The following is a 21,828-nucleotide window of genomic DNA, read 5'->3' as shown; positions in this document are numbered from 1 at the left end:
TAATGATAAAGAGATTTTTATTTGCAGGTATTGTATGCCTCAGCGTTGCGGCATGTACAAAAGAAGAAAAGAGCAAAACATCTGAAGCAGATGCCTTTATTGATTCTTTGATCAATGAAATGACGCTGGAAGAAAAAATAGGGCAAATGACCCTCTATACCAGTGGATGGGATGTAACAGGCCCTACATTGAATGAAAATTACAAAGAAGAGTTAAAGGCTGGCCGTGTTGGGGCACTGTTCAATGCACATACCGTAGCATATAATACCGACCTGCAGAAAATTGCCGTGGAAGAAACCCGACTGGGTATTCCACTGCTGTTTGGTTATGATGTTATCCACGGGCATAGAACCATCTTCCCGATTCCCCTGGCCGAGGCCTGTACCTGGAATATGGAAATTATCAAAGAAACAGCTCGCCTGTCAGCAAAAGAAGCTGCTGCTTCGGGGCTCAACTGGACATTTAATCCCATGGTCGACATTTCACGTGATCCGCGATGGGGCAGAGTGGCCGAAGGTTCGGGCGAAGACCCATACCTTGGCAGCCTGATTGCCAGAGCAAGGGTACAAGGGTACCAGGGAGATGACCTGAGCGACCCTTTCACCCTGATGGCTTGCGTCAAGCATTTCGCTGCCTACGGAGCAGCCCAGGCCGGACGCGACTATCATACCGTTGATATGTCAGACAGGGTACTCAGGGAAACTTACCTGCCACCATACAAAGCGGCTATCGATGCAGGTGCGGCTACAGTTATGACTTCTTTTAATGAAGTAGATGGCGTTCCTGCTTCAGGGAATAAATATCTGCTCACAGAGATACTTCGCGATGAGTGGGATTTTGATGGTTTCGTGGTCACTGACTATACATCCATCAATGAAATGGTACCTCATGGTGTGGTAGCCAACGAAAAAGAAGCTGCCGAGCTGGCTGTAAACGCAGGCGTTGACATGGACATGCAGGGAAGTGTTTTCAATGATCACCTGCAAAAACTGGTAGAAGAAGGTAAGGTAGAGGAAAAAAGAATTGATGAGGCCGTTAGGAAAATACTGGAAATGAAATGGAAGCTCGGCTTATTTGAAGATCCATACCATTACTTGGACGAAGCCCGTGAAAAAGAGGTGCTTTTCTCCAAAGAGCTGATGGATCATTCGCTGGCCGTTGCCAAAGAATCCATCGTACTACTCAAAAATGATCCGGTAAATGGTAAAAAACTATTGCCTGTTTCCAAAGAAGTGAAATCTATTGCGTTAATCGGCCCCCTTGGGGATAACCAACAGGATCTGTTAGGTACCTGGCATGCCTCTGGTGATGCCGGCAAAGTAGTAACCGTATTACAAGGCCTCAAAAATGAATTTCCTGATGCAAAAATCACCTACGCCCAAGGTGCAGGCTTTTCAGGAGACGATCGAAAAGGATTTAGTGAAGCCGTGGATGTTGCCAGGAAAGCTGATCTGGTGATCATGGCATTGGGAGAAAATTACCAGCAGAGTGGAGAAGCCGCCAGCCGGTCTGAAATCGGTCTGCCTGGTGTGCAGCAGGAGCTTTTAGAGGCCGTGAATAAAACAGGTAAGCCAATAGTAGCCCTGGTGATGGCAGGCAGGCCATTAACCATCGAGTGGATTGATAAGAATATTCCTGCTGTGGTTAATACCTGGCATCTGGGTACTATGGCGGGTCAGGCCATTGCAGAGGTACTGTCGGGTAAATACAACCCGTCAGGCAAACTCACTATGACATTCCCGAGAAATGTAGGGCAAATACCGATTTTCTACAACATGAAGAATACCGGACGTCCGTTTCAAGCCGAAAATAAGTACACCAGCAAATATATAGATGTACCCAATGAGCCATTGTACCCGTTTGGTTACGGCTTAAGCTATACCACTTTTACCTACAATGGCCTGAAACTAAGCAAAACAGAAGTTACCGGAAATGACAGCCTTGAGGTAGAAGTTACCGTGGAGAATACCGGAGAATACGCAGGAGAGGAGGTAGTACAACTTTATATCCAGGATCTGGTAGGAAGTGTCACCAGGCCGGTTAAAGAGTTGAAAGGCTTCAAAAAAATATCCCTGAAACCCGGAGAAAGTAAGTTAGTGCAATTTACCATCAATCCTGGCGATTTGAAATTTTATACACGCGATATGTCTTTCAAAGCTGAGCCTGGAGATTTTATGGTAACAGTTGGGCCGAACGCGGCAGAAGGAAATACTATTAAGTTTAGTCTAAAGTAAAACATATGATCGGTTGAAAATAGGTCATTCGCAAAGGGTCAGCGGGGTGAAATCGGAAAATTCATAGGGGTTTAGGTTTGACTATCCAATAAACCCCGCCCCCTTTGCTGAACGGCCGTTAACAGATTATTGATGCCTATGATACACCTTACAAAGTTTTTAATACCATCACTCCTTGCAGCATTTGTAGTAAGCTCTTGCCAACAACCTACGGAAGATGACCAGATAAAAAGCGCAGATAATGATTTGGAGCTGCGTAAGGACGCTGAAACCAAACCTATGAATGTGGTATTTATATTGAGTGATGACCATCGCTACGATTTCATGGGCTTTACCGGGAAGGTTCCTTTTCTCAAAACACCCCATATGGATAAAATGGCCCGGCAGGGCACACACATCCAAAATGCCTTTGTTACCACCTCACTATGCTCACCGAGCCGCGCCTCTATCCTTACCGGACAGTTATCACACCGGCACCAGGTTATTGACAACCAGTCTGCTGTACCGGACACTTCCGTATTCTTCCCTCAGTATCTTCAAAAAGTGGGCTATGAAACTTCCTTTTTTGGAAAATGGCACATGGGCGAACACCACGCCAACCCACGAAGAGGCTTTGATCACTGGGTTAGTTTCAAAGGACAGGGTGTTTATTATAATCCCGTACTTAACGTGGATGGTAAGGAAGAGGCGTACGAAGACAGCACTTATATAACCGACCTGCTTACCGGCAAAGCCATCAAATGGCTGGAAAACAGGCAAAAGGACAAGCCATTCTTTATGTATCTCTCACATAAAGGCGTTCATTCGGAGTTTGCACCTGCAAGGAGGCATAAAAATGTATACGAAGGAGAACCGTTGCAGTACCCGCCAACCATGTCTCCGGAAAATGCCGGAGCAAAAGGCTATAATTATGAGGATGTTCCTGAATGGGTAAAAAAGCAACGCTACAGTTGGCATGGAGTCGACTACATGTTCCATGGAGCGGTAACCTTCGATGAGTTTTATCAGCGCTACACTGAAACCTTACTTTCAGTAGATGAGAGCATCGGCCAGGTATTGGAGTACCTTGAGCAAAACGGATTGCTTGAAAATACCCTGGTGTTTTATATGGGTGATAATGGCTTCTCATTTGGAGAACATGGTCTGATAGACAAGAGGCACGCATACGAAGAATCAATGAGAGTACCGCTATTGGTTTACGGTGGCAACAACGTGCTTAAAAGGACAGTGTTGGACAATTGATTCAAAACATTGATATAGCACCAACTATCCTTTCGCTTGCAGGCCTGGATAAGCCGGTTAATATGGACGGACAATCCTTCCTGCCCTTGTTAAAGGGAGAAAACACTGCCTGGAGAGACAGGATATACTACGAATATTTCTGGGAGCGGCCGTTTCCGCAAACTCCTACAGTACATGCTGTAAGAACAGATAAGTATAAATACATCCGCTACTATGGTATCTGGGACATCAACGAACTCTATGACCTTGAAAATGATCCCATGGAAATGAACAATCTCATCCGGAGTCAGGAGCATCAGGCTGTAGCCAAAGAGTTGAGGGATGATTTATTTACCTGGCTAAAGGAAACAGGAGGGATGCAGATACCGCTAAAGGAGGACCGTGGTGCCAGATTTGATCACGGTTATCAAAAGACTTACTAAATATTCAGTTTTTGTCTGGTTTGGTCATTGTGAAGATGTGTATTAAACTTTCGTCAGCTATAGCCATACCGGCAGTTTTAAGCCTGTTCCTTTTTACGGGTTGCTCTCCCGAACCAACACCACCCGAAGGTATGGTCTATTTTAGCGGAGGAAAGATCACCATTGGTTCGGAAGAAGGCTTGCCCAATGAAGCTCCGGTGTTCCAAACCCGTGTTTCCCCATTTTTTATGGACAAACACCCGGTAACCGTGGAGCAATTCAGGGATTTTGTAAAAAGTACAGGCTACCAAACCGATGCCGAAAAATTTGGAAACTCTGCACTCTTTAATTTTCGAACCTTTCAATATGAGTTGATCGATAGTGTGAACTGGAGGTACCCATTAGGCAGAAATGCCTCACCTGCCGGTGACAATCATCCGGTAACTCATGTCAGTTGGAACGACGCCAGGGCCTATGCCTCCTGGGCTGGCAAACGTTTACCCACTGAGGTGGAATGGGAATATGCAGCACGCGGTGGTAAAAATTCTCCAGAACGCTATAGCTGGGGTCCGGAACTGGCTGATAGAGAAGGGAAATTCTTCGCCAATGTGTGGCAGGGTACTTTTCCCTATCGAAATACTGAAAGTGATGGTTACCGGTTTACCTCACCCGTTGGTGAATTTGGTATCACCTCATGCGGCCTTTCTGACATGGGCGGCAATGTATGGGAATGGTGTAGTGACACCTATCGGCTATATGAAGGCAATGGGCAATATTTTAAAGTTAAAGATAATTTAAAAACAATCAGAGGAGGCTCATTCATGTGCGATTCTCTTGTTTGCCATGGCTACATGGTCTCTGCAAGACAATATACCTCCGGGGAAACCTCTAATTTTCATCTCGGCTTTCGATGTGCCATGGATGCCACAAAATAGGTTAGTGCTTCGCAGGGTTATATTCGCACCTTAAGTTTAATAATAATTTAACCTTTCTGACCGTATATAATCGTAGATTAGTAATGGAATAAAACCTAACCGAATATATGTTCAGAATCATTTTTGCTGTACTTATTATGGCTCCTTTCATTTCAAACGCTCAAAAAGTAGACATTCAGGGCCATCGCGGGGCGCGGGGCATGATGCCTGAAAATACCATACCGGCTTTTAAATATGCCCTCGATCAGGGCGTAACAACCCTTGAACTCGATGTGGTGATCACTAAAGATAAAAAAGTGGTGGTTTCACACGAGCCATGGATGTCGCCGGAAATATGCCTGACTCCGGATAATGCTGAGTTTAAAGATGATAAGAAGTACAACATCTATAATATGACTTATGAGGAAGTAAAGGCATTCGACTGCGGCTATCTCAATAGCACGCGATTTCCTCAACAACAAAAACTTCATGTAAGCAAGCCCCTGCTAAGTGATGTGATCAAAGAGGTTGAAAAACATATAAAAAGCTACACGCAATACGAGGTTGACTACAACATAGAAATTAAAAGCACCCGTGATGGCGATGGCAAATCTCACCCTGAGGTACAGGAATTTTCAGACCTGGTTTATAAAACCATCGATCAGTACCTGCCCATGAGCAGGATTGTTATCCAATCCTTTGATTTCAGAGTATTGCAGTACTGGCATGAAAAATACCCTCAGGTTCGGCTTGCGGCATTGGTGGAAAACACCCGGTCAATAGAGACCAACGTTGCCAATATTGGTTTCAAACCGCATATCTATAGCCCTTATTATAAACTACTCACAAAAAATAAAGTTAAAGAGCTTCATGATATGGGTATCAAAGTCATTCCCTGGACAGTAAACGAAGCCAAAGAAATGAAGCAATTGATAGAATGGGGTGTAGATGGCATCATTACAGACTATCCCAACATTGCCAATCAGTTAGGTCTGACACGGCCTAATTGATTGAAATGAAGCAATAAATTAAAAACCAGCCTGCTTTTAAGCACAGGCTGGTTTTTTTATGGAACATTTGGTGAGAACTTAGTATTACATTTTGACTACCTTAAATTCAGTTCTTCTGTTGTTTTGATGTTGCTCTTCGGAACATTTAACACCATCAGCACATTCGTTGATCAATTGGCTTTCACCGTAACCTTTTCCGGTAATTCTACTCGCATCTATGCCTTGCGAAATAATGTACGCAGCAGATGCCTTCGCTCTTTTATCAGAAAGCTTTTCGTTGGATACGGCACTACCTCTGGAATCTGTATGAGCGCCTAGCTCAATTTGCAAGGATGGGTTTTCTTTCATAACCTTCACCACCTTATCCAGCTCCAGCGCAGCATCCTTTCTTATATTGGACTTACCCAGATCAAAATATATAGGCTTTAGGTCAACAAGCTTCCCTATATCCGTACCTACTTCTATTTTATCCATCGAGAGGTCTAGAAACTCCTTTAAGTAAATAGGGCCAGGTTCCTTTAGTAGATGATTGAATACAAAATTTTTGCCCAGATACCCATCCTTTTGCAACTGAATCTGATAGCTCACCCTGTCACCGGGTTTCTTATCCTCTAGCGGATTTACAAAACCCCCGGCATTGTCAGTTTGAGCAGTTAATATATTCTTACCGGTAAAGTTGTCTGTAATCTTTACCTGCACCCCGGGCAGGGCTTCATCCGTACCTTTTAAAACAACTTCACCTACTAACTGAAAACCATAGTCATTATTCAGATAAAGATCATTCTCCCATAAGCCTTCATCAGAGTTTGGGGTTTTAAATGATAATTCTGTTGGGAAGTAATTGTCCTTATCAGCCTTGATATTATATTTCTTTCCGGTATCAACGGCGAATGCATACTTACCATTCTTATCTGAGTAGATTGAATCTATAAGATTACCGCCCTCATCGTAAAGCTTTACTATTACATTATCGAGTATTGTTTTGGAAGTCTTGTCGTAAACCGTGCCACTGGCTATATAACTGGTAAGGAAAGGCCTCTCTGCTGTGAATGAGTATATGTCATCATGATTTTTCCCACCATCGCGATTTGAAGAAAAGTACCCCTCTTGCTTATCGATGATCAACCCAAAGTCATCCAGTGTTGAATTAATAGGTGCGCCAAGGTTGACTACGTTTTTATTCTTAATGACATCGAAGACGTAAATATCCAATCCTCCAAGACCCGGGTGGCCATTGCTGGCAAAGAAAAGCTCTTCATCATTATTTAAGAATGGGAACATCTCGTTACCCTCAGTATTTACGGGTTCTCCAAGGTTTACAGGCTTACCCCAGTTACCGTCTTTCATTTCACTTTTGTAAATATCAGTTCCACCTTTCCCTCCCGGCATGTCTGATACAAAATAAAGTGTGAGTCCATCCTCACTGATAGCAGGATGACCAACAGAATACTCATCGTTGTTAAAAGGCATTGGCTGTGTGTCTCCCCATTGGTCAGACACACTGTCTCTTTCGGCATAGTAGAGGTTTAACTTAGTGGTACCGTTTTTACTTGCTTTGAGCTTCCCTTTGTAGTAGTTATCGCGGGTAAATATCATTTTTCTTCCCTCATCATAAACTACCAGAGGCCCCTCATGGTATTTACCATTAACATTTCTGTTGAAAGACGCTACGCTTCCGCTGTCATGGACCTGGTATATATCCAGAAAATTAGAGCCATCCCATTTGAAGTCTTGCAAATTTTTCATTTTGCCGGGGCGAGCAGATACAAATAATAACTCATCGCCATAATATGCCGGACTAAAATCTGAGAATTCGGAGTTCCAGTCTACCTTGCTAATACTGACTTCAAACTCATTTTTGTTAAGCTTCTCAATGTCTTCAATGCCTCTGATCTTTTCTTTTACCCTTCCATCCTCAGGAGTCTGAGCACCGTATTTTAAGTACCAGTCCTTCGCTTCATCATATTTGCCGGCACTGGTCAGTACCTCTGCATAGTGGATATAATACGCTGCATCCATACCTGCGTTTTGAGGCAGCACTTCCCCATACCATTTTGATGCACTTTCAGGATCGTTCAGCAGTCGATAACTTTCAGCAATTTTAAGTTTTAAGGTGTCATTATCCTTGTTGTTTTTCAAGGCAAGCAGATAAGCGTCCAATGCAGGGACAAAAGCGAGTCGCTCGAAAAGCTTATCCCCTACCTTTTCGTTGCTGCTAAACAAAGAGGTTACCGAGCTTTGGCCAAAGGCACAATGGGTAATAACCATTAAGTAAATTATAAATTGAATATGTTTCATCTGTTTATTTTTTTAGAGACCAGTATCTGTTTCAGGCATCCCGCAAAACCGCGTTGCAGGATGCCTGAAATTGTATTGATTCTTACTGGTACAGTTAAAAATATCTAGGGGTTAGTATTTTGTCTTTTGACAATTTAAGCCTGTAATTGAGCATAAACTCATGAGTTCCGCCGCTTACCTTGTTAAGGTCAGTTACCGTCTGGTCATAAGCATAGCCTATTCTAAACTGCTCAGATAAAACTAATTCCATAAGAAAATCAAAAGAGTCTAAAGAGCGGTATGAGGCACCTAACCACAATACTTCCCTGATTAAAAGATTCGCATTCACATCAAACTCCATTGGAGCACCCTCTACTGCCTTTAACAAAACATTGGGTTTTAGCTTTAGGGATGGAGAAAAGTCGATCAGGTAGCCTGCCGTAGCAAAATAGTGCTGCCTGAGCTTTGAGGAAGACCCTTCATTGCCAAACGAATTGTTTAGTAAAAAGGGAGATGAAAGCCCTGCGTAAAATCTGGAGTTTTCGTAGTATAAACCTGCTCCGAAATTTGGGGCAGACTCAGTTATATTTTGGCTGAAAGCGTTGTCAGTACCATTGTTATTGGCCAGGTCATTAAAATTTTCTTTATACTGAACAAAGCTACCCTGCAAACCAAACCTCAGGCTCCCATTGTTAAATTTAATTTTATAAGAATAAATACCCGTAACATTTAATTGATTAGTTGGTCCTATTTCATCGTTAGATACCACCAGGCCTACACCAACTTTATCATTAAATACCGGAGAGTGAGCTGAAAAAGTTTGTGTATTAGGAGCTCCATCTATACCCGTCCATTGATACCTGGCCAGAGCTGTGAGACTTAACGTCTCATGGCTACCGGCGTATGCAGGATTCAATACCAGTTGATTAAACATATATTGTGTGAACATAGCCTGCTGCTGGGCATAGGAGTGGTTCACAATCACCGAGGTGATTAAGGTAAAAGCTATTATAAAATACCTCATTTTGAATCTCTATTTTAATTGTTTTTTAACACGATATAACCTGATTTCAGCGCACTGCCATCTCCCAGATCTATGACGTAGAAATACGTCCCGGAAGGAAGCCTGTCGCCAAGAAGTAGTAATCCGGAATTGGAGTTGCCGGTCCAGACTTTATCAGCATTATTATATCCGTCTTGCTCAAAGATCAGGTTGCCCCACCTGTTGTATAGTTTCACGTTATTGAGAGGATATTTCTCAATACTTTCTATTTCCCAAAAGTCATTTACACCATCCCCTTCAGGAGAAACTTGTTGATTGATAAAGACCTCAGTATCCGTATCCTCCAGAGGGTCCCTGTAGTCAGGAAGGCCATCATTATCAGAGTCTACAGGGTTTGCGGGGTCACTACCGGCCTCTTCACTATCAGGTATCCCATCATTGTCACTGTCTTCATCCAGATAATCAGGTGTACCGTCATTGTCTGTATCTACAGGGTTATTTCCGTCATCGCCCGCTTCCACATCGTCAGGTATTCCATCATTATCACTATCAGTATCCTGGAAGTCAGGTGTACTATCCCCATCAGTATCTCCGGTTCCTTCCACGTCGTCCGGAATCCCGTCATTATCAGTATCATCACTGGTTACTGTGATTGTAACCGTGGCCTGTGTACAGACAGTACCATCGCATACTTCATAAACAAAAGTGATTGTGCCACTAAAATTTTCAGGAGCAGTATAGGTATAACCACCATCGCCATTAAGGACGAGCGTACCATTGGTTGGTGATGTTACAAGGCCAAAAGTCAGGGCATCTCCATCCGGATCGGTGGCCAGTGGTGCTATGGTGCCTGTAACAGTTTCTCCGCTTTCAGCTTGAATCGTGCCATCCTCGGCAATTGGAGCCTTGTTTACAGGATTTACAACGATGTCAAGTGTGCCTTCATCTGAATCCAGACCGTCACCTACCGTGTAAGTTACCTGAGGTACTGAACCGGTGAAATCTTCAGCGGGAACAAAAGTATAACTGCCATCAGCGTTGACGGTAAGGTCGCCCTGGGGAAGATTGGCAGTAGTGCCGGCCGGGAAAGTTTGTCCATTCACTACAAACTGGGAAACGGATAGGGCATCTCCATCAGCATCAGTATCATTGGCTAAAACTCCATTGGCTGCAGATACACTCAGGGTATTACCTTCATCAACGTTGTTGGTATCATCTACTGCTACAGGAGTATTATTGGCGATCTCGGTAACATTGATAGTTAAAGTTCCTTCATCTGTAGCCACGTTATCACTTACAGTGTAGGTAATTTGAGGTATTGTACCAGTGTAGTCGGCCGCAGGTACAAACGTGTAACTGCCATCTGCATTGATGGTTAAACTACCCTCGGTTAGGTTGGCAGTAGTACCAGCCGGATATGTTGTACCATCAACCTCAAACTCAGTAACTGTAAGTGCATCCCCATCAATATCAGTGTCATTAGATAGGACACCATTGCTGGCAGAAACAGTTAATGTGGTATTTTTTACTGTGCTTTTAGAATCATCAATAGCGACAGGTCCGTCATTGACAGGATTGATGCTGATAGCTAAAGAACCTTCATCGGTCAGTACACCATCACTCATGGTATAAATTACCTCCGGCAGCGTTCCGTTATAACCTGAGGCAGGAACAAATGAGTAGCTGCCATCCAAATTAATAGTCAGGTCACCTTCATTTAAATTAACAGTGGTTCCGGCAGGATACGTTGTGCCCTCAACATTAAACTGGGTTATCGTAAGTGCATCCCCATCAATATCAGTGTCATTTGTCAGTAATCCATTGGCCGCTGTCACTGTCAGGGTAATGTCCTCGTCAACATTTTTAGAATCATCAACAGCTAGTGGTGCGTCATTTACCGGCCTAATGGTAATGGTGAAGGTTTGCGTCTCATAGGTATCGTCGCCACCATTAGAAGTGCCACCATCATCTTTCAGAATTACGGTAACTGTTGTGGTACCATTTGCATTTTCAGCAGGAGTATAAGTCAATACGCCGTTTGCATCTATTGTGGGTTGAACGCTAAATAAGCCATTATTATCATTCGTGACTATAAATGATAAGGTTTGGTCACTTTCATTAGAGGCCCCGTTGTCCAGAGATGTTCCCCATCCTGTAACTGTTTGTGTTCCGGCATCTTCGTCCACAGTTTCATTTCCGCCTTTGGTAAATGACGGCTCGTCATTAACAGGGGTTACTGTGATAATCAGGGTATCACTAACACAATTAACAACACTAATATTATCGCAGACTGTATAAAATAAAGTGTCCTGACCAAAATAATTTGCGGGAGGAGTATAATTAATAGTGCCGTTACCATTGTCAGTTATGGTTATTCCTGTTGTGGTAGTTGTGCCTTCCGGAAAAGAAACAGCAATGGGGTCACCGTCAGGGTCAGCGTTGTTACTAACCAGATCAAACACTGAAAGGCCACTGTCTTCGTTAATGTTAACCTGTTCATTGCCCTGAGCAGGAGCACAATTTAAGTTCAGCGTCAGAGGAGTAGCTATATTTTCAGAGATCATACTTCCCCACGCCTGGGTGCAGGAAGCACTTGTTTTAGCAAGTGTGATTGATGTGTATCCAAAGTCAGCACCATTTGTACATTTGTTTCTGCTGGAAACCACAATACGGAAAAAGTAAGGCCTTCCACACACTAATGAAAAGTCAGGGGTATTTACCGTGCCGCCTCCATTCCATTGAAACTCTTCACCTACCAAATTCATATTGGTAGGGTCTAACACATCACCACTTTCGGGGTCGAAATTGTCAGTTATCCATGCCGCCCAGCCGTCATCAATAGCAGTACCGCAGAATGTATAATTGGTAGTTTCATCAGGTACTATAATGCCGTACCATTCCCATGTAATCCTGTCGCCCGCACCGGAATAGCTGCTAATTTTCGAATCAAATGAGGTATTATCATTATCATAGAAGAATTCGATATCTGCAGAAGTCGCTGTCCCGGTGTTTGGACTACAGGTAGATGTTGGGTTTGACTGGCCCAAAGGGAAATAATTTGAGATTTTATCAGCCTCGACGTCTTCACTGCCGCCGACTCCCCAGTGCGACCATTCTTTGAATCTGAGAAAACCCGGAGAAAGCTCAGCGCCTCCCGAAATCGTGAGGCTCCCCTCAGGAGTAGAGCAGGTTTCTCCTCCTCCGATTTTTGATCCGGGGCATGCGCCTTCCTCTATCTCGAAGCACATGGTGTATGTAACCGATGAGCCAACTGCAATTGAGCCGCTATGGATTCCTGAAACAAGCCCTGCGGATTCGGAAAATATACCACTTGAGCCCGATGTTCTAAAGCTTAGCCTTTCGGGGAGTTCATAATTAACCGTAATATCATTAATAGTGGCATCGGGACCTATATTATGTAAATCGAATGATATACATACCTGACTACCGACAGGATAGTCTCCCGCAGGGTTGTTGATGTTGTCGATCACCACTACCGAGGTTTGGGCATAGCCTAGCCCAAAAGATAGTATGCCCAGCACTAATAGTGCTAAATGGGTAAAAATTCTCATAGTTATTAATTTCAGGTTTTAAATTGGACTGGCATATGCGCCAGAGTTTAATATAGGGCGCACTTAATCTGTCCTTGAATTAAGGCTGCTCTTCATACTTCAAAGGCTTGTCTACAAGCTCCTATATTTGAAATGGTATTGTTGCCATCCTCTTAGCCTGGGAACATGCAGGCATGGGTGGCTCTTCGGATGTGTTAAAAGTGCTTTAGGTCCAACTATTTGACAATTCATTTTTATAAACTTATATGGATTTAACTAAATAATTTTACGAGGATAAGTATTATAAACTTATGAGGTGGAAAAACCTGAGGGACAAATAGGTGGACAATTATTTTAGGCATAGGTAATTTGTTGGCAGTCAGAGTGTATATCAAACAAACACTTTACACAACTTGTAAGCTTAGCAGTTAGTAAGGATTTGATAATTTGCGTTCAATTTCATTAATGCCTAAAGAGTTTTAACTTAGCACCCCTCAAAAATTATGACATATGAGTAAAAAATATGATGTTTATGGCATTGGTAATGCCCTTGTAGATATTGTTACAGAAGTAGGTGACGATTTTTTCGAGAAATACAAAATTGAAAAGGGATTGATGACCCTCGTGGATGAGCAAAGGCAATTTGAGCTTGTTGAAGCCATTCACCTCCCTAGTAGTAACCTGGCCTGCGGGGGCTCAGCAGCAAATACAGTCATAGCAGCCAGTCAGTTTGGTAGCAATTGTTTCTATTCGTGCAAAGTGGCTAACGATGATATGGGCAAGTTTTACCTGAAAGACCTTAGGGAAAATGGTGTCGATACGAACCTGACAGATGGTACTGCACCGGAAGGTATAACCGGCAAGTGTCTGGTAATGACAACCCCTGATGCCAACAGGACCATGAATACTTTCTTGGGGATAACCGCTACATACTCCACGGACCAGATAGATGAAGATAAGCTTAAAGATTCTTCATACTTATATATTGAGGGCTACCTGGTAACCTCAGAAAATGGTCAGGAAGCTATGAAACATGCCAAAAAACTGGCTGAAAAGCATGGAGTGAAGACGGCCCTTACCTTCTCCGACCCAAGTATGGTTAAATATTTTAAGGAACCTATGGAACAAGTTGTGGGAGCAAGTGTTGACCTGTTGTTCTGCAACGAAGAAGAGGCTATGCTCTTTACAGGTAAAAACAATCTGCTCGAAGCCCGTGAAGAATTAAAGAAGGTAGCTAAGAAATTTGCTATTACCCAAGGAGCAAACGGAGCCATTATATTCGATGGAGATACTTTTATTGATATTGAGCCCTACAAAGTAATGGCTGTAGATACCAATGGTGCCGGTGATATGTTCTCAGGAGCATTTTTATATGGGATCACACATGGGCATAGTTATGCTGAGGCAGGAAAGATTGCAAGTCTTGCATCATCAAAGATCGTGTCCAAATTTGGACCACGTTTGGAGTGGCACGAATCCAAAGAAGTTTTGAATCATCTTTTTGATTAATCGATAAAATAACCATTTTTTAACCCAACCGAACAAATATGAGAAAAGCGATCATCGCGTATTTTCTTTTTGTCGCGCTGGCGTCTTCATTGTACGCTCAAAAAAGCAACAAAATAGAATATACAGAATTTGATTTGGATAATGGGCTGCACGTTATCCTCCATCAGGATAACAGCACACCTATTGTTGCAGTTAGTATCATGTACCATGTAGGCTCAAAAAATGAAAATCCGGAGAGAACAGGGTTTGCCCATTTTTTTGAGCATTTACTATTCGAAGGTTCTGAAAACATCAATAGAGGAGAATTTGACAAGTACATTACCAATGCCGGTGGTGTAAACAATGCCAACACCTCATTTGACCGGACCTTTTATTACGAATTACTTCCTTCTAATCAACTCGAACTGGGCCTTTGGCTGGAGTCCGAAAGGCTAATGCATGCCAAAATTGAAGACATTGGTGTAGAAACTCAGCGAGAAGTAGTAAAGGAAGAAAAAAGACAACGATACGACAATCAGCCCTATGGAAGACTGATCATTGAAGTATTCCAGAGAGCATATAACAAGCACCCTTATCAGTGGATGCCCATTGGCTCACTTGATCATTTGACCTCAGCTTCACTGGAAGAGTTCATTCAGTTTTATGAGACTTTCTATGTGCCTGAAAATGCCACCTTGTCGATAGCTGGTGATATCTCCATCGAAGAAACTAAAAACCTGGTTAAAAAATACTTTGCGGATATCCCAAGGGGAGGAAAAGAGATCCCAAGGCCTGACATCGTAGAGCCAAAGCAGGAGAAAGAAGTAAGGGATGTAGTTTATGATCAGGTGCAGCTTCCTGCAGTCGTTCAGGCCTATCATATTCCAGCACAAGGTACCGATGATGCCTATGCATTAAGCATGTTAAGCACACTGTTGAGCGATGGACAAAGCTCCAGAATGTACAAGAGCCTGGTAGACGAGCAGCAGAAAGCAGTTACAGCCGGATCTTTCCCTCTGGCCCTTGAAGACCCAGGGTTATACCTTGTGTATACCATTGCCAATATGGGAGTAGGGGTAGAGGAACTTGAGAAAAGTATTGATGAGCAAATCGACCGCGTGAAGAATGAATTGATCACAGAAAGGGAATTTCAAAAGATCAGAAACCAGGTTGAAAATGATTTTGTAACACAAAACAGTACCATGGCCGGAATAGCAGAAAATCTGGCAAACTACCATGTGTACTTTGGTGATGCCAACCTTATCAACACCGAGATAGAGAAATATATGAATGTGACGAGAGAAGATATTAAGAGAGTGGCCAATCAGTATTTCACTAAAGATAATAGGGTAGTACTATATTATCTCCCCGAATCACAAAGAGATCAATCTGCTAACACTGAACCTAAATCTGAGAACTAATATGAAAACCATACATTTCAAACTATTACTGGCTTTGGTTTTTATCTCATTCAGCGCAGTTGCTCAGGTAGATAGAACTAAGGCTCCTAAACCCGGACCGGCTCCGGAAATACAGATCGGCGAGTACCAGTCCTTTGAATTGAAGAACGGGCTTAAGGTATTTGTAGTTGAAAACCATAAAATCCCAAGAGTTGCTTTTTCCTTAACCCTTGATAATGAGCCTATCCTTGAAAGAGATAAAGCAGGCTATGTTAATATCATGGGGCAGTTACTAAGAAACGGCACCACGAACCGCAGCAAAGCAAAACTCGATGAAGAGATCGATTTTATAGGAGCATCCCTTTCCACATCCTCCGGGGGCGTCTATGCCGCATCTTTGACCAAACACAAAGAAAAGTTGCTGGAGTTGATGACAGATGTACTGTTTAACCCTGCCTTCCCTCAGGAGGAGCTGGAGAAGATCAGAAAGCAAACCTTGTCCGGCCTGGCCGCAAGCAAGGATGACCCTAACGCCATTGCAGGTAATGTAAGGAGCGTGCTCGTTTATGGTAAAGACCATCCGTATGGAGAGATAACAACAGAAGAAACTGTTGAAAATATCACCATCGAAGATGCTAAGACATACTATAACAAGTACTTCAAACCTAATGTAGGATATCTGGCAGTGGTTGGAGACATCAAGTTTAAAGATGCCAAAAAACTGGTAACGAAATATTTCAGCAAGTGGGAAAAAGCCGAAGTTACCCAACCCACCTACAAAGTGCCTGATGCCCCAAAAGAAACCTTTGTGGCCATGGTTGACAGACCAACAAGTGTTCAGTCTGTTATTAATGTAACCTACCCTATTCAACTTGAGCCGGGAAATCCGGATGTGATCAAGTCAAGAGTACTTAATCAGATATTGGGGGGAGGATTCTCATCAAGGTTGATGCAAAATCTGCGTGAAGACAAGGCATTTACTTACGGAGCCAGGTCATCATTATCCAGTGACGAACTGGTTGGTAATTTCAATGCTTCGGCAAGTGTAAGAAATGAAGTTACTGATAGCGCAGTTCATGAATTTCTACATGAATTGAAGAGGATCAGGAGTAAAGAAGTAGAAGAAAAAGAGTTATTGGCAGCCAAGGCATCCGTGATAGGTAGCTTTGCACGTGCTCTGGAGCAACCTTCGACAGTGGCAAGCTTTGCCATCAACACTGCCAGGTATAACCTGCCTGAGGACTATTATGCCAACTACCTGAAAAATGTTTCAAACACCACTTTGGCCGATGTTAAAGCCATGGCCGACAAATACATCAAGCCTGACCATGCCAACATAGTGGTGGTAGGAAAAGCCTCAGACGTAGCCGATGGACTTAAAAAATTCGGCCCTGTAAAATACTACGATATCTATGGAAATGAATATGATCCCGGCACCTCCAAAAAGTTACCTGCCGGACTTACTGCCGGTAAAGTAATTGACAATTATTTGAAGGCTATAGGAGGCAAGGACAAACTATCCACTGTTAAATCACTTAAAATGGATATGGGAGTGGATATGATGGGCAATTCCATTGATATGAAAGTGTACAAAAAAACTCCAAAAAAATTGCTTGTGGAAGTAGGTATGGGAGGCAATGTTATGAGCAAGCAGATGCTTAATGAGAATGAAGCCGTTGTTGCACAAATGGGTAACAAAATTCCTGTTAATGAGGAAATCAAGGAAGAATTGGTGATTGGTAGCTATCCATTTCCGGAATTGAAGTATGATGAGATTGGTGTAGAAACAAAGCTGATAGGAATAGAAAAAGTGGACGCCTCGGACGCTTATGCGGTTGAAGTTACTTATCCATCAGGCACCAAAGTTACTCAGTATTATGATACGGAATCTGGCTTTAAGATCAGACAAACAAGAGTGGCCAAAACTCCGCAGGGAGAGATGCCCATGTCAACTGAGTTTGGTGATTACAAAGAAGTAGATGGCATTTATTTTCCGCACCTTGTCGTACAGCCGATGGGAGGAGGAATGAAAATGAATATCAAAACAGAAAGCATTGAAGTTAATCCTGAAATCAGCGACGATACTTTTAAGTAATAATGTTTTAAAGAAAATAAGAAGGCTGCCCAAAAACCGGGCAGCCTTCTTTGTATACACAGCCTGTCAATATTTTAAACAAGCTCGCAGCCAGTCCATTTTTCAAAAGATGTTTTTTGCTGCATTGATGGCTCGGGAAGAGGCTCAATAGTATACTGATGAAAATACTTGTTCTCTCCTGGTTTAAGTTTTATAGTGATATCTTTATAGTTTCTGCGTACCAGAAATTCATAACTACTTGCGCCAAACTGGTTTATGTTTTCAATATCAAGCTTTTGATCATTGATTGACAAAATCTCATCATTGAGAGAGAAATAATTTTCACCGACCGAACCAGGTGCAATTTGAGTGATTTTCAGTGAGCCATTAGGTTCCGCTATTCGAATACCAAAGTACTTCTCAAGGTCATTCTCAGAATCTTTTTCAAGCAATTGGCAGCCAACATAATTTAATAGGTCATTAATAAGAACCTTCTTGGACTCCTTGCCCTTAACGTGCGCATCAAAGAAATCACTCAGGTCAGCGCTGTATACGCTCTCACTAACCTCTTTGATATTTTCATAGCTATATCCTTTTCCTGTTTTACCATACAAGCTCCAGAGTTTCCTCATAATATCATCAAGAGATTTTTGATCCGCCGACTTTTGTCTGATCATTAAGTCAAGGCAAAGGGCAACCATAGCACCCTCTACATAAATAGAACTCTTACGTTCTGGAGTGGTAATGGCATAGCCGTCTATCCATAAGTCCAGCGAAGAGTCAACAACAGAATAATTTAATCTCCCGTAATTGGAGAAATGCCTGCGGAACAGCGTGTTCAATTCACTGAAATACCATTGTCTGTCAAATACCCCGCCTCTGGCCAAAAACAAGTCACCATAATAAGTGGTGAACCCTTCGGCAACAAAGCCGGTAGGAAAGACTACAGATTTATTGAACTGATACGGCATCATTTCCTGAGGCCTGATTTTTATAATATTCCAGGCATGGAAAAGTTCATGGGAACTCACGCCGAGCAGTTGACTATAATTATCCTCTGTATTGAGTGCATGGCCCGGGCCTAGACAAATTACGGTAGAATCATGATGTTCAACACCATGATAAAATTTATATGGAAGGACCTCAATCAAAAAATGATATTCCTTTTCCGGAAACTCCTCCATCTCCTTAACCTGTACCTGAGTAAATTTTTTAAAATCGCTGACAAGCTTCTCCGGCTTAATCGTATGCTCACCGTTGAGCCAGATGTGAAAGTTGTATCCATCCACTTTGTATTCATGATGCTCAAGGTTAGCCCCGGCCATTAACGGACTGTCAACCAGTTCATAGTAATCCTGCGCTACAAAGGACTGCTGATCATGTTCAAGCCCGCACGCAACCTGATAGTTTTTTGGTATATCAATGGATACTTTACATTGTTCGTTGAGCCTTGCTGCATCATAAACCATACAGTTAATGAAATTAATATAAATATGTGACTCGTCGTACCAGCTATTCCCGGCATCCATTTTAAAAGCGAAATAATCGTAACTTACCACGATAGATCCGGCACCTGCCGTGTCGACCCTCCAGGTACTCGGGTTGACCTTTGTGTAATTTAAAGGCTCTCCATCTTCGTTTTCAATGTTGAAACCCCTGATATTCTTGGCATAGTTTGCTGCTTCATACCTGCCTGGTCTCCATATTGGCAATTCTAATAGTACACTTTCAGAATTTACCTTGTCCAGTTCAAGCTTTACAGTGAAAAAATGGGTTAGAGGGTTTTTAAGATGAATGGAATAGTTCATGTTAGTAAGTTGTTTTAATTTTACAACACCGAATGGGTAAGAGCCCCCAATAGGTTGGCAAAGTATTTTTTATAAAGTTAACGTAACAACTCATATTGTTACAGTTTTTAGCATTGCTTCAAACAAAATTGGGAGACTATTTGCAAATACAAAAAAGCTCGTTATCTTTGCAGCCCGATAAAAACTTAAGTGACAGACCAGTCCTGTTTTAAAGGGCTAAAAGAATATAACAATGAAAAGAACATTCCAACCTTCGCAAAGAAAGAGAAAGAACAAGCACGGTTTCAGATCAAGAATGGAATCTGCTAATGGTAGAGCGGTTTTAGCCAGAAGAAGAGCTAAAGGAAGAAAGAAACTTACTGTTTCTGACGAAAAGACTCACAAATAATCTTTTGCCGATACAAGTAAGGCTGGCAGCAGCCTAAATTTGGACTGTTTTTTTCGGCAAGAGCATTGAAAAAAACTACCGAAATGGCATCAATGACTTTTAAAAAGTCAGAAAGGCTTGCACATAAAAAAATAATTCAGGAACTCTTCACCCAGGGTTCCTCTTTTTATTTATATCCATTCAAAGTCATTTTTAGAGCAGGTGAGGATATTCCTGCTCACCAGATTCTCATATCCGTTCCCAAAAGATCTTTTAAAAAAGCCGTGCTGCGAAATAAGTTGAAGCGTAGGATACGTGAGGCTTACCGGCTAAATAAGCATCTTCTCGATACCAGTGTTAAATATCAAATTGCATATATTTATACTTCTAAGGACCTTATGGAGTTTAATGATATCGAAAGGAAACTGATTGCTGTCTTAGAACGTTTAAAAAATCAGTTGGCTAAGAAAAGTGAATAATATGCTAAGGAATAATAAAGTTAAAATTACAGGGGTATTCGTAATCCTGGCGTTTACCCTTTTTTCGTTTGTTGGCCCTACCGAAAGGTACTTTGAGATAGCCAAAAACCTCGATATTTTCGCCACCCTCTTCAAGGAAGTCAATGCCTACTATGTTGATGAAGTAGATCCCGACAAAATGATACGTGTTGGTATTGATGCCATGCTGGAATCCCTTGATCCTTATACTAACTATATCCCCGAAGATGAAATAGAATCCTTCAGGACAATGACAACAGGACAATATGCCGGGATAGGAGCCTTAATCGGGACTATTAACAGCAAAACTATTATCACCATGCCCTACGAAGGATATGCCGCGTATAACGCTGGTCTTCGTATCGGAGACGAGCTGCTGGAAATAGACGGAAAAGATGTGACCGGCAAAGATGTTTCTGCCATTAGCACGCTTTTAAAAGGACAGGCAAGAACAGAGCTACAGCTAAAGGTTCGCAGATACGGTCATGAAGAACCGCTGACCTTTGCTTTTAAGAGAGAAAAAATTACCGTTACCAATGTCCCGTTTTATGGCATGGTAAGCAATGACATCGGGTATGTGAAGCTAGAGGATTTTACCAGTGATGCCGGCAAGGAGGTAGCCAAAGCCGTAGAAGAGTTAAAAGAGAAAGGAGCTACTAAAATTATTTTGGATTTAAGAAACAACCCTGGAGGATTATTGAGTGAAGCAGTTAATGTTTCCAATGTCTTTATCCCTAAGAATAAGGAAGTGGTTTCGACCAAGGGCAAAGTAACCGAATGGAACAAGGTTTATAGGACATTAAATAATCCTGTGGATACAGAGATACCGCTGGTAGTGCTAACCAATGGAGGTAGTGCCTCTGCTGCCGAGATTGTGTCAGGTGTTATTCAGGATTATGATCGTGGAATACTGATAGGTGGTAAAACATATGGGAAAGGATTAGTACAAACTACCAGGCCGCTCACTTATAATGCTCAGCTAAAAGTAACCACTGCTAAATATTATATTCCCAGCGGAAGATGTATTCAATCTCTTGATTACACGCACCGCGATGAGGATGGTAAAGTACACAAAATAGCGGATTCTTTAAAAATGGAATTTAAAACCGCTAATGGACGCCCGGTCTATGATGGAGGTGGCCTTGACCCTGATCTGGAAATAGCACCGGAGTATTATGCACCTATTACTGTTAGTCTCATATCTAAAGGACTAATTTTTAACTATGCCACGGGCTACGCCTATGATAAGGGCAGCATTCCACCTGCAGTGGAATTTAAACTAAGTGACACAGAATATAATGCATTCAAACAATGGCTGGACGATAAGGATTATGATTACACTACCAAAGTGGAACAGGATTTAGTGAAGCTTGAGGAATCAGCTAAGAAAGAGAAATACTTTGAAGACATACAAAACCAGCTTCATGAGTTGCAACAGAAAGTGAAACATAATAAAGAGCAGGATCTCGAAAAATTCAGAGAAGAAATAAAACAAGTGTTAGAAGAAGAAATTGCTTCAAGGTTCTATCTTCAAAAAGGCAGTATTGAAGCCTCCTTCGATA

15 protein-coding genes (1 of these 15 running past the window's edge) are annotated in these 21,828 nt (G+C 42.3%); 11 read left to right on the top strand and 4 right to left on the bottom strand.

The window, feature by feature from the left end; all coding sequences use genetic code 11:
• The first annotated feature begins 2 nt into the window (after window positions 1–2).
• The 5 genes from bglX (at window position 3) to LVD17_RS06965 (ending at window position 5,801) form a co-directional block, all read left to right on the top strand.
• Window positions 3–2,234 (top strand): beta-glucosidase BglX, encoded by a 2,232-nt coding sequence (bglX, locus tag LVD17_RS06985; protein ID WP_233765688.1) that lies wholly within the window; start codon window positions 3–5, stop codon window positions 2,232–2,234.
• A gap of 138 nt (window positions 2,235–2,372) precedes the next feature.
• A complete protein-coding gene (locus LVD17_RS06980; protein WP_233765687.1) occupies window positions 2,373–3,476 on the top strand; it encodes a sulfatase-like hydrolase/transferase in 1,104 nt (367 codons plus the stop codon).
• Window positions 3,473–3,898: a sulfatase/phosphatase domain-containing protein gene (locus LVD17_RS06975; protein ID WP_233765686.1), complete on the top strand. Its 426-nt coding sequence runs from the start codon at window positions 3,473–3,475 to the stop codon at window positions 3,896–3,898. The genes LVD17_RS06980 and LVD17_RS06975 overlap by 4 nt, the downstream gene beginning before the upstream one ends.
• Window positions 3,899–3,909: 11 nt before the next feature.
• Window positions 3,910–4,812, top strand: coding sequence for a formylglycine-generating enzyme family protein (locus LVD17_RS06970; protein WP_233765685.1), 903 nt, complete (start codon window positions 3,910–3,912; stop codon window positions 4,810–4,812).
• A gap of 107 nt (window positions 4,813–4,919) precedes the next feature.
• Complete coding sequence (locus LVD17_RS06965) at window positions 4,920–5,801, top strand: glycerophosphodiester phosphodiesterase (RefSeq protein WP_233765684.1); 882 nt, start codon at window positions 4,920–4,922, stop codon at window positions 5,799–5,801.
• A gap of 84 nt (window positions 5,802–5,885) precedes the next feature.
• On the opposite strand, the gene LVD17_RS06960 is transcribed toward LVD17_RS06965, so the two are convergent.
• From LVD17_RS06960 to LVD17_RS06950, 3 genes are all read right to left on the bottom strand, one after another.
• Entirely contained in the window at window positions 5,886–8,099 is a 2,214-nt protein-coding gene (locus LVD17_RS06960) for an OmpA family protein (protein ID WP_233765682.1), read from the bottom strand.
• 94 nt (window positions 8,100–8,193) lie between these two features.
• The gene (locus LVD17_RS06955; RefSeq protein ID WP_233765680.1) at window positions 8,194–9,102 is read right to left on the bottom strand and encodes a PorP/SprF family type IX secretion system membrane protein; all 909 of its coding nucleotides are present in this window, start codon (window positions 9,100–9,102) and stop codon (window positions 8,194–8,196) included.
• A gap of 14 nt (window positions 9,103–9,116) precedes the next feature.
• Window positions 9,117–12,653, bottom strand: a complete 3,537-nt coding sequence (locus LVD17_RS06950) for a cadherin-like domain-containing protein (RefSeq protein ID WP_233765679.1) — start codon at window positions 12,651–12,653, stop codon at window positions 9,117–9,119.
• A 489-nt stretch (window positions 12,654–13,142) separates the two neighbouring features.
• On the opposite strand from LVD17_RS06950, the gene LVD17_RS06945 reads away from it, so the two are divergent.
• Genes LVD17_RS06945 through LVD17_RS06935 form a run of 3 tightly spaced genes read left to right on the top strand, consistent with a single transcriptional unit; the run spans window position 13,143 to window position 17,615 of the window.
• The gene (locus LVD17_RS06945; RefSeq protein ID WP_233765678.1) at window positions 13,143–14,141 is read left to right on the top strand and encodes an adenosine kinase; all 999 of its coding nucleotides are present in this window, start codon (window positions 13,143–13,145) and stop codon (window positions 14,139–14,141) included.
• A 38-nt stretch (window positions 14,142–14,179) separates the two neighbouring features.
• A complete protein-coding gene (locus LVD17_RS06940; protein WP_233765677.1) occupies window positions 14,180–15,541 on the top strand; it encodes a M16 family metallopeptidase in 1,362 nt (453 codons plus the stop codon).
• A 1-nt stretch (window position 15,542) separates the two neighbouring features.
• A complete protein-coding gene (locus LVD17_RS06935; protein WP_233765676.1) occupies window positions 15,543–17,615 on the top strand; it encodes an insulinase family protein in 2,073 nt (690 codons plus the stop codon).
• A gap of 74 nt (window positions 17,616–17,689) precedes the next feature.
• Here LVD17_RS06935 and LVD17_RS06930 read toward each other — a convergent pair whose 3' ends face one another.
• The gene (locus tag LVD17_RS06930; RefSeq protein WP_233765675.1) at window positions 17,690–19,402 is read right to left on the bottom strand and encodes a M61 family metallopeptidase; all 1,713 of its coding nucleotides are present in this window, start codon (window positions 19,400–19,402) and stop codon (window positions 17,690–17,692) included.
• Window positions 19,403–19,634: 232 nt separating this feature from the next.
• On the opposite strand from LVD17_RS06930, the gene rpmH reads away from it, so the two are divergent.
• From rpmH to LVD17_RS06915, 3 genes are all read left to right on the top strand, one after another.
• The gene (gene rpmH, locus LVD17_RS06925) at window positions 19,635–19,790 is read left to right on the top strand and encodes a 50S ribosomal protein L34 (RefSeq protein WP_155170611.1); all 156 of its coding nucleotides are present in this window, start codon (window positions 19,635–19,637) and stop codon (window positions 19,788–19,790) included.
• Between the two features lie 83 nt (window positions 19,791–19,873).
• Window positions 19,874–20,248, top strand: coding sequence for a ribonuclease P protein component (gene rnpA, locus LVD17_RS06920; protein ID WP_233765674.1), 375 nt, complete (start codon window positions 19,874–19,876; stop codon window positions 20,246–20,248).
• A gap of 1 nt (window position 20,249) precedes the next feature.
• A protein-coding gene (locus LVD17_RS06915) for a S41 family peptidase (protein ID WP_233765673.1) crosses the window boundary here: on the top strand, window positions 20,250–21,828 show its 5' portion. It continues 77 nt past the right edge of the window; the window shows 1,579 of its 1,656 coding nt (coding positions 1–1,579); the start codon lies at window positions 20,250–20,252; its stop codon lies beyond the right edge, outside the window.

This window comes from Fulvivirga ulvae, assembly GCF_021389975.1.
GTDB classification, from domain to species: domain Bacteria; phylum Bacteroidota; class Bacteroidia; order Cytophagales; family Cyclobacteriaceae; genus Fulvivirga; species Fulvivirga ulvae.
This window is presented reverse-complemented; position numbering and strand designations above follow the sequence as displayed.